Annotated in this window: 15 protein-coding genes; all 15 read left to right on the forward strand. The window is 68.9% G+C overall.

What is annotated here, in order from left to right:
- The first annotated feature begins 2 nt into the window (after positions 1-2).
- The 15 genes from HNP84_RS47730 (at position 3) to HNP84_RS47800 (ending at position 12,142) form a co-directional block, all read left to right on the forward strand.
- Complete coding sequence (locus HNP84_RS47730; RefSeq protein WP_185056783.1) at positions 3-1,577, forward strand: phage portal protein; 1,575 nt, start codon at positions 3-5, stop codon at positions 1,575-1,577.
- Positions 1,577-3,682 (forward strand): phage minor capsid protein, encoded by a 2,106-nt coding sequence (locus HNP84_RS47735; RefSeq protein ID WP_185056784.1) that lies wholly within the window; start codon positions 1,577-1,579, stop codon positions 3,680-3,682. The genes HNP84_RS47730 and HNP84_RS47735 overlap by 1 nt, the downstream gene beginning before the upstream one ends.
- Positions 3,679-3,849, forward strand: coding sequence for an Rmf/CrpP fold protein (locus HNP84_RS47740; RefSeq protein ID WP_185056785.1), 171 nt, complete (start codon positions 3,679-3,681; stop codon positions 3,847-3,849). Before HNP84_RS47735 ends, HNP84_RS47740 begins: the two co-directional genes overlap by 4 nt.
- Before the next feature lie 77 nt (positions 3,850-3,926).
- Positions 3,927-4,763 (forward strand): DUF7239 family protein, encoded by an 837-nt coding sequence (locus HNP84_RS47745; protein WP_185056786.1) that lies wholly within the window; start codon positions 3,927-3,929, stop codon positions 4,761-4,763.
- A 50-nt stretch (positions 4,764-4,813) separates the two neighbouring features.
- Complete coding sequence (locus HNP84_RS47750; RefSeq protein ID WP_185056787.1) at positions 4,814-5,752, forward strand: major capsid protein; 939 nt, start codon at positions 4,814-4,816, stop codon at positions 5,750-5,752.
- A complete protein-coding gene (locus HNP84_RS47755; RefSeq protein WP_185056788.1) occupies positions 5,749-6,033 on the forward strand; it encodes a hypothetical protein in 285 nt (94 codons plus the stop codon). Before HNP84_RS47750 ends, HNP84_RS47755 begins: the two co-directional genes overlap by 4 nt.
- Positions 6,020-6,364: a hypothetical protein gene (locus HNP84_RS47760; RefSeq protein ID WP_185056789.1), complete on the forward strand. Its 345-nt coding sequence runs from the start codon at positions 6,020-6,022 to the stop codon at positions 6,362-6,364. The genes HNP84_RS47755 and HNP84_RS47760 overlap by 14 nt, the downstream gene beginning before the upstream one ends.
- A gap of 2 nt (positions 6,365-6,366) precedes the next feature.
- Positions 6,367-6,756 carry a hypothetical protein gene (locus tag HNP84_RS47765; RefSeq protein ID WP_185056790.1) on the forward strand — a complete coding sequence of 130 codons (390 nt, stop codon included), beginning with the start codon at positions 6,367-6,369 and terminating at the stop codon, positions 6,754-6,756.
- Positions 6,753-7,064 (forward strand): hypothetical protein, encoded by a 312-nt coding sequence (locus tag HNP84_RS47770; RefSeq protein WP_221337671.1) that lies wholly within the window; start codon positions 6,753-6,755, stop codon positions 7,062-7,064. The genes HNP84_RS47765 and HNP84_RS47770 overlap by 4 nt, the downstream gene beginning before the upstream one ends.
- Entirely contained in the window at positions 7,064-7,408 is a 345-nt protein-coding gene (locus HNP84_RS47775) for a hypothetical protein (RefSeq protein ID WP_185056792.1), read from the forward strand. Before HNP84_RS47770 ends, HNP84_RS47775 begins: the two co-directional genes overlap by 1 nt.
- Positions 7,405-7,854, forward strand: coding sequence for a minor capsid protein (locus HNP84_RS47780; protein WP_185056793.1), 450 nt, complete (start codon positions 7,405-7,407; stop codon positions 7,852-7,854). Before HNP84_RS47775 ends, HNP84_RS47780 begins: the two co-directional genes overlap by 4 nt.
- 65 nt (positions 7,855-7,919) lie before the next feature.
- Positions 7,920-8,396 carry a phage tail tube protein gene (locus HNP84_RS47785; protein ID WP_185056794.1) on the forward strand — a complete coding sequence of 159 codons (477 nt, stop codon included), beginning with the start codon at positions 7,920-7,922 and terminating at the stop codon, positions 8,394-8,396.
- Positions 8,393-8,902 (forward strand): DUF7426 family protein, encoded by a 510-nt coding sequence (locus tag HNP84_RS47790; RefSeq protein ID WP_185056795.1) that lies wholly within the window; start codon positions 8,393-8,395, stop codon positions 8,900-8,902. The genes HNP84_RS47785 and HNP84_RS47790 overlap by 4 nt, the downstream gene beginning before the upstream one ends.
- Positions 8,903-9,071: 169 nt before the next feature.
- Entirely contained in the window at positions 9,072-9,779 is a 708-nt protein-coding gene (locus tag HNP84_RS47795) for a DNA cytosine methyltransferase (protein ID WP_185056796.1), read from the forward strand.
- Positions 9,770-12,142 carry a phage tail protein gene (locus HNP84_RS47800; protein WP_185056797.1) on the forward strand — a complete coding sequence of 791 codons (2,373 nt, stop codon included), beginning with the start codon at positions 9,770-9,772 and terminating at the stop codon, positions 12,140-12,142. The genes HNP84_RS47795 and HNP84_RS47800 overlap by 10 nt, the downstream gene beginning before the upstream one ends.

Raw genomic sequence — 12,142 nt, forward strand, 5'->3', positions numbered from 1 at the left:
CGATGCCGCTTCCCGAGCGTAATCAGGAGTGGCCGCCGCCTGCGATCCGACAGGAGATGCGGCTGTACGACACGCACGGCGCCTGGTACGCCGGCGACCCGGACCGGCTGGCCGACGTGTACGGCGGTAACAAGCCGGTGCCGATGGTGGGGACGGACCCGAAGGGCTGGGACCGGCCGATCACCCGTGCGGGGGGTTACTTCGGTCGCATGGTTCGCTACTTCTGGGGGACGCCGACGCCGGCGGCGCAATCCCGGGCGACGAAACTGCACGTCCCGATTGCGGCCGACATCGCGGCGACCAGCGCCGACTTGCTGTTCAGTGAGCCCCCGACGCTCAAGGTCAAGGGCAAGAAGGGGCAGCAGCGACTCGATGCAGTGATGCACGAGGCGGGCGTGTACGGCTCGCTGCTGGAGGGTGCCGAACTGTGTGCCGCGTACGGTGGGGTGTATCTGCGGGTCGGCTGGGACACGACGATGGCGGATTACCCGGTGGTGGACGCGCTGCCGCCGGACGCCGCCGTGCCGGAGTTTCACAACGGCAGGTTGAAGGCGGTCACGTTCTGGAAGGTCGTGCACGAGGACGACCGGTCAGGCGAGGTGTGGCGGCACCTGGAGCGGCACGAGATCGGCAGAGTGTTCCACGGCCTCTACCAGGGTGACGAGGACCATCTGGGCATGCAGGTGCCGTTGGAGGACCACCCCGTGACCGAGGAGTTCGCCGCGCTGGTGGACGAGGACGGCGGGTTCGACAGCGGATACGAGCGTGGCCTGCTCGTCGATTACGTCCCGAACATGCGGCCGCACCGAACAATCCGGGGCACGGCCATAGGCCGAAGCGACTACGCAGGCGTCGAACCGCTGATGGACGCCCTGGACGAAACCTGGACGAGCTGGATGCGCGACCTACGGCTCGGCAAAGCCAGGATCATCGTCCCAGAGGTGTACCTGACGACCACCGGCCGCGGGCAGGCCGCGGCGTGGGACCCCGACCGGGAGATCTACAGCGCGCTGGGCGGCATGCTGCCGTCGCCGACCAACCCCAGCAACATGATCACGTTGAGTCAGTTCTCGATCCGGGTGGCTGAGCACGCCGAGACGTCGAAGCACCTCATCTCGCAGATTCTGCGCGGCTCTGGGTACAGCGTGCAGAGCTTCGGTGAGGGCGGCGACGGGCAGGCCCGCACGGCGACCGAGATCCACATGCAGCAGAACCGGTCGTACAGCACTCGGGGACGGAAGATCGGCTACTGGACGCCGCGCTTGGCCTGGTTATCGGAGGCGATGCTGGCCGTGGATCACGCCGTCTTCGGTACGAAGGTCGTGGCCGAGCGGGCGATGGTTGAGTGGCCGGACGGCGTCATGCCCGACCCCGAGTCGATGGGGCGGACCCTCGACATGCTGAACCGGGCGCAGGCCGTCAGCCTCGACACCAAGATCCGGTGGGTTCACCCCGACTGGGACGACGTGCAGGTGGAGGCCGAGAAGAAGCGGCTGCGTGACGAGCTTGGGCTGAATGTCCCGGACCCGGCGACGCTGACCGAGATGTTCGTCCCTGACGCGACCGGCGAGGACTGATGGCCGTCACTCCAGCCGGGGCGATCGAGGCCGGTCTGGAGCAGGCGCGGCTGATCGCGGCCATGTACGCCGACGCTGAGGCGGCGCTGCTGGAGCGGATCGCCGCGCGGGTCGGCAAGGACCTCGACAACGACGACGGCGACGACTGGGCGGCCAAGCGGCTCGCTGAGGTGACTCAGCTCCGAAAGGAGGCCGAGTCGATCGTTCGCCGCCTGGAGGCGGCCGCGAAGGCGGCCGCGCAGCGGGCGGTGCTCGACACGTGGGCCGAAGGCATGGATGCCGCGGTGCGCGGCGCGGTGCTACAGGTTGCTGACGTGAAGCTGCGCAAGCGGCTGGAGCGGGTGCTACAGGACGCGAAGAACCTCGGCGCCAAGCAAGGCATCAGCGCCGGTCAGGGCGTCGCCGAGCTGGCCGCGCAGGCGGTCAGGCTGGTCACGTCGGTGCGTGAGGGTGCTCTGCGGGCGGTGGACGACATTTACCGCAACGTCATCGCCGAGACGGCCGGCCGGGTGCTGGTCGGCGCGGAGACACGACGCGAGGCCGCGCAGCGGGCGCTCGACCGGTTAACGGCGGAAGGTATCAAGGGGTTCACCGACTCGGCTGACCCGCCCCGGACGTGGACCATGGCCAGCTACGTCGAGATGGCCATGCGGACCGCGACCGCGCGGGCGGCGGTGGACGGGCACCTGTCCACGCTGCGCGATGCGGGAATCAACCTGGTCAGCGTGTCACGGCTGCCGTACACCTGCGACCGGTGCGCCCGCTGGGAGGGCGAGGTGCTGGCCCTGTCCGGTACGGCGGGGACGCGCGTGGAGGAGAACCCGGCAACAGGGGCGCAGGTGTTCGTGCAGGTCGCTGGGACGGTCGCGGAGGCCCGACTGGCGGGCCTGCTCCACCCGAACTGCGGGCACAGCCTGAACGCCTACCTTCCCGGGGTGTCCAGGCCGGCGCCAGTCGTACGGACGGACACGACGTATAAGGACTCGCAGCGGCAGCGGTACCTGGAGCGGAAGGTACGGCAGCACAAGCGGCGGGCAGCGGTCGCGCTGGACGATGACGCTCGCGCGAAGGCCGACGCGAAGGTGGCCGCGTACGAGGGGCAGCTTTCGGAGCTTACGGCGGGAGCTGACCTGCAGCGGAAGCTTCAGGCGGCTCGGCGGCGGGCGGCGGCCGCGCGTGACGAGGACGCGCGGGCGAAGGCCGAGAAGAAGGTGGCCGAATACGAGCAGCAGCTTCGGGTCCTGCCGAAGGTGACGTCACTGCGTCGCAAGAAGAGCCGCGAGCAGGCGGATGCTCCGCCGAGGGATCTGGAGAAGCTGACCGACAAGCAGCTCGCCGAGCAGGCCAGCAAGTTCGCTCACGACGAGGAAGTTCTGGCGCGGCTTGAACAGGAGGTTAAGCGCCGCGATGAGGCCGCCGAGACCGCGCGGAAGGCCGCTGGTCCCGCCGCGCAGGACGACCCCATCGCCGCTTTGTCGGAGACCAGCGACATAGGCGAACTCACGGATGACCACCTGACGGCGCTGATGGAGCGGTACCGCGATGACGACGAGGGTATGGCCCGCGTCCTCGACGAACTGGACCGCATCGAGCGGCAGTCGCGCCAGCGCGAGGACTGGTCGTGGAACTGGCGCGAGGAGGAAACCGACGCTGACCGGCAGATCTCCGACCTGATCGCGTCGGGCCGCTACTCCTACATGGAGGCGTACGCCGAGGTGCACGGGCTTGACCCGGCAGAGCTGGAACGGCAGGAGCGGCGGGCGATGTTGGAAGCGGACCGCCGACCGGGCGAGGACATCGACCAGACGGTGCGCCGCCTGTACGCCGAGTGGCTTGACCAGATGTACGAGCGGGCCGAGCAGGCGACGAACGGCTTCATGCTGAACGGCGAAGGTAAGGCTGCCGGGATCAACGAGCGGTCGCTGTTCTCCGGGCCTGCCTCGCGCGCCCGCAAGTACGCCTCGGAGGAACTGCTGCGGTTCTGGCAAGACACGCCGAGGCTGACGCTCACGGAGTTCCGCGCCCAGTGGCTCGGGCGGGAATCCGACCGGCGAGCGGCCGCGCAGGTTCGCGCGGGCGGCGCTGGGAGGGAGTTCGGCGTATGACCATCTCCGAGACCGACCGCAGGGCCGCCATCACGTTCGGCCGCCTGGCCGGCGAGCGCGGCATGCCGGTCACCGCCTGCCCGTACCCGGCGCAGGGCGATGACCGGCAGCGTGCGCTGCGGCTGCTGTGGATGCGCTCGTACGTGCGGCACAGCTCGGGCGAGTAGTCGCCCTTTCTCATGGGCCCGCCAGGCGCGGGCCTTTCCCATGTCCCGACGACACGCTCCAGGAGGGCGATCTCGTCATGCTCGAAAACACCCTGCCGACGACGCCGGGCGCGCTGATCGGCTACCGCAAGGACGGCGTCACCCCGATCTACCTGATCGCCGGTGGCGCGCCCGACGACGAGAGCGGCGAAGGCCAGCCGCAGCAGGAGGAGCAGACTCCTTCGGCTGGGGCCGAGGTCACGCCGCCCGAGCCGCCGGCGGGCGACGACACGGCGGTCAATCCGGACGCCAAGCGAGTAGACCAGCTTCCTTCGTGGGCGCAGAAGCTCATCAAGGACACCCGCGCGGAGGCGGCCGACTACCGGTCCAAGCTGAAGGACGCGCAGAAGGCCGCCGACGATGCGACCGCTAAGCAGGGGCCGTCGCAGGAGGAGATCACCGAGCAGGTCAAGACGGAGTTCGCCCAGCAGATTGCCAGGGCCATCGGCCTTGCGGCTGAGGAGGAGAAGCCGATCGACCCGCAGCAGGTGATCGAGACGCTGACGGCCGAGCGGGACACCACGGCGAAGGAGCGCGACGCAGAAAGGGAGCGGCACCGCCGCGCCCTGATCGAGCTCGCGGTGCACCGCGCAAGCCAGAAGGTCGGTGCGGACCCGGACGCCTTGATCGACAGCAGGTCGTTCCTCAAATCCGTCCGGGACATGGACCCGGACGCCGAGGACTTCTCCACCGCGCTCATGGAGACGATCCAGACGGCAGTGGAGAACAACCCGAAGTTCAAGGCGGCCGCCCAGGCGGGGCCGCCCGCGCGCTCGGGAGGCGAGTTCACCGGCGGGCCTGGTGGACGTCCCGCGAGTTCCGAGCCCTCCATCGACGAGTTCCGCGCCAGGCGTAAGAAGCGTGCCTCGTCTTAGCCGCTGATAGCGGGACCGCTATCGGCAGATCGAAGGAGTGAAAGGCCCGAATGGCTAACACCTTTCTCACCCCCAGCATCATCGCGAAGGCGGCGCTGGCGACCCTGTACGAGACCTGCGTCATGGCGCAGCTCGTCCACCGCGACTATGAGCAGGAGTTCGTCTCCCGTGTCGGCGACACGATCAGCGTCAGGAAGCCGGCGGTCTTCCAGGCGACTGAGTTCAACCGTGCGACCGGCATCCAGATCCAGAACGCCAGCGAAGGTTCCGTGCCGATCACGCTGAATCACTTCGCGGACGTCAGCTTTGCGGTGACCGCCGAGGAGTTGACTCTCGAAATCGAAGATTTCGGGACGCAGCTTCTCAACCCGGCGATGGAGGCGATTGCGCAGAAGATCGACAGGGACATTCTGTCGCTGCGCAACGACATCGTGCAGCGGGTGGGCGTGCCGGAGGCGCCGATCACGGGCGTGACCGGCGACGCGATCCACGCCTACTCCGACCCGAAGACGGCGATCGACGCGCGCAGGGTTCTCAACCAGAGGAACGTCCCTGCGGCTGACAGGCATCTGGCGGTTGGCCCGGAGATCGAGGCGCTGTGGCTGTCGGACCCGCTGTTCCACCAGGCCGACACGCGTGGCGACACGGACGGTCTGCGTGAGGCGAACCTGGGGCGCAGGGTCTTCGGATTCGACGCCTATCAGACCCAGAACATCGAGGCTCCGACCACGCCTCCGGCGTCCGGTCAGCCGAACACGGAGATCGGCGTCGCGTTCCACAGGACGGCTTTCGCCCTCGTGACCAGGCCCTTGGTCCTCCCGCAGGGTGCCGCGAACGCGGCCGTGGAGAGCTACAAGGGATTTGGCGTGAGGGTGGTCATGGACTACGACATCAAGGCCAAGCAGGACGTGGTCAGCGTCGATTGCCTCTACGGCGTCAAGACCTTGGACGCCAACCGAGCGGTCCTCATCCACGGAGTGGCGGCGTGACGTTCGTCTACCGCAACTCCAACACCGGCCAGGTGGTCGAGGTCGCCGACCGTGACCCCTGTCTGGACATGTTGGACAACTGGCGGATCATCAGCGGGCCCGAGCCCGCCGACGAGTCCGGTCCGGCTTCGGCCGGGCCGGACCGCCCGTCCGAGCACGACAACAAGGCGGCGTGGATCAACTACGCCGTCTCCCGCGGCATGCCCGAGGCCGACGCCAAGTCGCTGAGCAAGGCCGCGCTGATCGAGGAGTTCGGGGAGGCAAACGATGGCGAGGACTGACCTGAACGCCGTCCCGGTGCCCCGTGCGGGGCTGGACCTCACCGCCGCGCTGACGCCGGCCATTGCGGACGGGCACATGTTCGTCCACTCGGAGCGGCGGATGGTGCGGGTGAAGAACGCCAACGCCTCCGCGCGCACGGTGACGGTGCAGATCCCGGCGACCGTGGACGGCCAGGACGTCGTGGACCGGACCTACGTCATCCCGGCCACCAGCGGGGACGTGCTGATCCCCCCGTTCCCTGCCGTCTACCGGCAGGCCAACGGCAAGGTCTACATCGACTATTCGGACCCGGCCGGGCTGTCGGTCGCGGTGCTCGAACTGCCGGTGTAGCCATGGCGTACGCGACCGCTGCCGACTACACGGCATACAGCGGCCAGGACCCGCTGGACGACATCGAACGGCGGTTGGAGCGCGCGTCGGAGCGGATCGACGAGCTGCTGTTCGCCTCGATCTACCCGACCGACGACGCAGGTCTGCCGACGCGGCCCGAGGACGCCGAGGCGATGAAGCGGGCGACGTGTGCGCAGGTCGCGTGGACGATCGCTGTCGGCGATGAGTTCGGCGTGGCTGCCGCGTTCAAGTCGGTGTCGATCGGCTCGGTCCGACTGGAGCGCGGCGGCTCCGGAGACGCGCCACCGGCGCGGTACTCTCCGGACGCCTCGTCGATCCTGCAGCGGGCTGGGCTGCTGCCCGGCTACATCCTCGACGGGAGCGTGTGGTGATGCTGCCCGAGTGGCTGCTGCGCCACAAGGCGACCATCGAACCGTTTCGGGGCGACGGGGCTTACGGCCCTGTTTTCGGGCCCGCGTTCGAGTCCCGCTGCCTGGTGGACGACGAGCGGCGCCTTGTGCGTGACGCACAAGGCGCTGAGGTCGTCTCCGACACCACCGTGTTCTTCCCTCCGGGCACGCTCTGCCCGGAGGGGAGCCGGGTCACCGTCAACGGGCGGGTGACCACCGTCATCACGTCTTTCTCCCGCGACGGCGGCGGGCTGCCGACGCCGGACCACGTCGAGGTGGTGTGCCGCTGATGGTGTTCAACGCGAAGGTCAACCCGGAGGATCTCATGGCCGAGATCCACCGCGCGTCCGGGCGGGGCCTACGCCTCGCCACGGAGCACGTGCTTGCGGTATCCAACCAGCGTGTCCCGCATGACGAGGGCACCTTGGAGCGGTCGGGCACGGCCGTCGTGGACGAGACCAACCTGCGCGGCATCGTCTCGTACGACACCCCGTACGCCGTCGCCCAGCATGAAACCCTCGACTACCAGCACAAGCCGGGGCGCACCGCGAAGTTCTTGGAACTCGCGGTCCGTGAAGAGGCCGAGGTGGTCAAGCTGCTGATCGCCAAGCAGCTCCGGCAGGTGTTCAAGTGAGCGGCTGGACTCGTGACCTGCTGACCGGGGTCGCGGTCCTGCTCGGCGAGGCCGGCGTGGCCACCTGGAACCCTAACGGCATCTACGCCGACGCCGAGATCGCGCTGACGATCGGCGGTCTCCCAGCCAAGCCCGACACGGCTATTGCGCTGGCGGTGTACGGCGTTGGCCAGGCCGGCGACGACGTCGAACAGCCGGACTCCAGCGTGCAGATGCAGGCCCGGTTCCGCGCAAAGGCGGACCCGAGGGTCGTGGACGACCTGGCGGACGGGACGTTCGACACCATTCACGGCCTGGCGAACGTGACGCTCTCGACGGGCGTTCACGTGCTGCTCGCGCGCCGCACGCTGGTCGCTCCGCTTGGCCGCGACTCCAGCGGCCGGTGGGAGCGGGCCGACTCCTTCGACCTGATGGTGCACCGCCCGTCGCCGCATCGCGACGTGTGACCTCACCTTTTCCTGCCGATAGCGGTTCCGCTATCGGCTTCCTGGCATGCCCAAAAGGAGTGATCATGGGGCTGCGTTCCCTGCTTGCGAAGGACTGGAAGCTCGACGTCGGTACCGGGCCCGACCTGGAGAACCCGACGTGGATTCCGGTGAGGGGCCTCACGTCCTTCCAGGAGACGACCGACGACAACACCGAGGATGACTCGGACTTCGACGACGAGGAGGGCTGGGGCGCCTCGGTCGTCACCGGCCGGACCTGGCAGATCGAGGCCGAGGGCCGCCGCAAGCGGACCGACGACGCCGCGTTCACGGCCGATCCGGGCCAGGAGGCCATCCGGGCGGCGGCGCGGAAGGTCGGGTTCGGCGCGAACATCCCGGTGCGGTGGTACCGCCGGGACGGTGCGCCGGACGCCTACAAGGGTGTCTGCACCGTGAGCGAGTTCACCAAGGGCGGCAGTGTGACCGACTTGGAGCCGTTCAACTTCACCCTGCTCGGCCAGGGCGCCCCCGTCGAGATCCCGAACCCGGTGACCACCCCGTGACGACCTTCCAGGACCTCGACGACTTCTTCGACGACTCTCTGCCGCTCCCGGTCGGCGGCAAGTGGTATCGCATCCCCGCCCCTGACGCGGAGGTCGGCCTGCTGTGCCAGCGGCTCATGCACGCCAGCCTGGCGGCGGAGCAGGGCGAGGCGGTGGACGACCCGAAGCTCACCGCGCTCGCCGAGGTCGTGCTGACCGATGACGAGGAGCGCGACCTGTATCAGCGGGTCCTCGGGCCGGTGTTCGACGAGCTGCGCGCGGACGGTGTGTCCTGGCCGAAGATCCAGCACGTCGGCGCCACGGCGCTGGTGTGGGTCGCGGCCGGTAAGGACGCCGCCGCGAAGATGTGGGCCTCGGGCGGCATGGGGGAAGCCCCGGCCCCGAACCGGGCGACTCGTCGGGCAGCGGCGGCGAAATCGACCCGGTCACGGGGCTCCGGGACTACTACGACCCGGACGACGGCCTCTCAGCGCAAGGCCGCACCGTCTCGTGGCAAGACATCCTGAGCCGTTGGGCGCTCGCCGAGGCTGACCTGCACGAGCTGTTCGGCATCGACCTCGGTGAGCCCGGCCTACTGCGCGCCAGGTCCTGGCGGTGGCTGCGCACGAGACTGCACGGCCTGCTGACGTGCGACTCACGCTTGGCCCGCGCCCTCGATCCCGGTGAGGGGCGGCGGTGAAGCCGCGTGTCCTGGACGCGTTCTGCGGTGTGGGCGGGGCTACGCGCGGCTATCAGCTCGCGGGGTTCTATGTCGTCGGCGTGGACATCCGGCCGCAGCGGCGGTACTGCGGGGACGAGTTCGTGCGCGGTGACGCGGTGCGGTTCATCCGCGCTCACGGACACGAGTTCGACTTCATCCACACTTCGCCGCCGTGCCAGGCGCACAGCACGCTGACGCTCGGCACGAACCAAGGCCGTACCTACCAGGAGCTGATCCCGGTTACGCGCCGGGAACTGCAGCGGACCGGCCGGCCGTGGGTCATCGAGAACGTCCCGACCGCGCCTATCAGGCGGGACCTGATGCTGTGCGGCGTCATGTTCCCCGAGCTGGCTGTGCTGCGGCACCGATGGTTCGAGTTCGGGGGCATCCGCGTCGAACAGCCTGCTCACCCGCAGCACCGCGGCCGCGTCGCCGGATATCGCCACGGCGAGTGGTTCGAGGGCCCGTACGTCGGGGTGTACGGCAAGGGCGGCGGCAAGGGTCCGGTGTCGCTGTGGCAGCAGGCCATGGGCATCGACTGGACCAGCGCCCGCCGTGAGATCCGGCAGGCGATTCCCCCGGCCTACACCGAGCTGATCGGACGGGCTGTCCACGCCCAGCTTCCCGCCGCTGGCTTCACCCCCACCCCGAACCCCCAGGAGGTGAAACCCGAGTGGCGCTGAATGTGGGCGAACTGTTCGCCACGATCGACGTCAAGGACCGAGGCACGAGCGTTGTGCGCCGGTTCATGACCTTCATGCGGGACTCCGCGAAGAAGCTCGACATCGACGCGGGCGGGCTCGCCAAGTCGGCCGGCTCGATGGGCGTCCAGTTCACCGCTGCGGCGCTCAAGGCGTCCTCGATGGCGGCCTCCCTGGCGGCGGCCGCGCAGGGCGCGATCGGTCTCGGCGTGGCGCTGGCCCCGGCCGCTGGCATCATCGCTGCTCTGCCGGGCGCGGTCGCGCTCGGGCAGGCGGCGCTGGCCACCCTCAAGCTTGCGCTGCTCGGGGTCGGCGAAGCGTTCGAGGCGGCCTTGGGCGATGACCCGAAGAAGTTCGAGGAGTCGCTGAAGGGCTTGTCCCCGGCCGCGCAGGCGGCCGCGCGTGAGCTGCGCTCGGTCAAGCCTGCGATCGACGGCCTGCGGTCCGCTGTGCAAGACGCGTTCTTCCAGCCGCTGGCTGGACATATCCGGGCGGTCGCGGACGCCGTGGTCGGGCCGCTCCAGTCCGGCATGCAGGGGGTGGCCAGGGAGTTCGGTGCCGCCGCTGTGGAGGTGGCGCGGTTCGCCTCGTCATCGGCCACGGTGTCCGCGATTTCGTCGATCTTTACCTCGCTGCGGTCAGCGGTCGCGGCGATGCAACCCGCGATCCAGCCGCTTCTGGCTGGCTTCCGCGACATCGCCGTGGTGGGTGCCGAGTTTTCGTCTGGGCTGGCTCCTGGCATCGCCGCGGCTGCACAGCGATTCGGTGAGTTCCTGTCCAATGCTGCCGATAGCGGAGCCGCTATTGGCTGGATGCAGGGAGCACTCGACGTGTTCCGGCAGCTCGGCCAGGTCGCGGGCGACGTGGTCGGCATCATCCGGTCCGTTTTCGCGGCAATGTCCACGGGCGGGTCGAACGCGCTGGGCGTGATCGGCCAGATCTTGGACCAGCTCAACGCGTTCCTCTCCTCGGCTGAGGGCCAGAGGATCTTGGTCACGATCTTCCAGTCGTTGGCGCAGGTCGGCAGCATGCTCATGCCGATCTTCAAGGCGCTTGGTGGCGCGTTGGCGCAGGTAGCGCCGCAGGTCGCCAGCATCGCGACCGCGCTGGGTCCTGGGATCGCCGCCGCGATCTCAGCGCTTGGGCCGGCCTTGGCTGCGCTTGGACCCGGGCTTACCACGGTGGCGCAGATGCTCGCGCAGGCGTTCGCGTCGCCGGAGCTGCAGGCCGGGCTGCTCGCGCTGGGGCAAGGGCTGTCGGCGGCGCTCGCTGCGGTGGCGCCTCTGCTGCCGATCGTGGCGCAGCTCGCGGGCATCCTGGGCCAGGTCCTGGGCATCGCCCTGCAGAACCTGTCGGCCGCACTGGGGCCGGTGATCGCCGCTTTGGCGAGCGCCCTGCAACCTGCTCTGGCTGCCGTCTCGGCCGCGTTGGCCCAGCTTGGGCCGCTGATGCAGCCCATCTATGCCGCCTTCGGTCAGATCGCGGCCGCGGTCGTGCAGCAGGTGCTGCCGCCGATCCTGCAACTGATCCCTTCGTTGCTGAATGGGCTGGTTCCTGCCTTTGCCGAGCTGGCACGGGCGACGCTGCCCGTCCTGCCGATCTTGACGGATCTGGCGGTCATGGCGATCCAGCAGGTCCTCCCTGCCCTGGTCCCGATCTTGCCCATGCTCACCAAGCTCGGAGTCGGGTTCGCCCTGTTCGGAGCCAAGGTGGCCGAGGTCGTCGGCAAGATCAAGCCGATCATCGAGGCCGGGGTCGCGGTCTTCCGCTGGATGTACAACACCCTGGTCGGCAACTCGATCATCCCCGACATGGTCAACGCGATCGGCCGCTGGATCGGGACCACGCTGCTCGGCTGGTTCCGTGACCTGCCAGGCAAGATCAAGAGCGCGGTGTCGAATCTGGGTTCGACCGTGACCGGCATCGGACGGGACATCGTCAACGGCATCTGGCAGGGCATCCAGTCGATGGCGGGCACCTTCTACAACCAGGTCAACTCGTTCTTCACCAACATCGTGAAGAACGTGAAGGGCGCCCTCGGCATCAAGTCGCCGTCGCGGGTGTTCGCCGAGATCGGCCGCTTCATGATGCAGGGCATGTCGGTCGGCGTCGATAAGACCGCCGGGCTCGTCGTCTCCTCGCTGAGGAAGGTGGCTTCCCTCGCAGCGAAGACGGCCATGCCAGACCTGTCGGTGCCCGGTGTGACCGTACCGGAAGGGTTCGGCGGCGGCCGTGCTCTGTCGCGGGCGGTGGTGAACGTGACCAACCACTACCCACAGGCCGAACCCACGAGCGTGACCGTGAACCGCGGGCTCCAGTACGTGGGCGCGATGGGGGTGATCTGA

The sequence above is a fragment of the Thermocatellispora tengchongensis genome, assembly GCF_014202315.1.
GTDB lineage: Bacteria > Actinomycetota > Actinomycetes > Streptosporangiales > Streptosporangiaceae > Thermocatellispora > Thermocatellispora tengchongensis.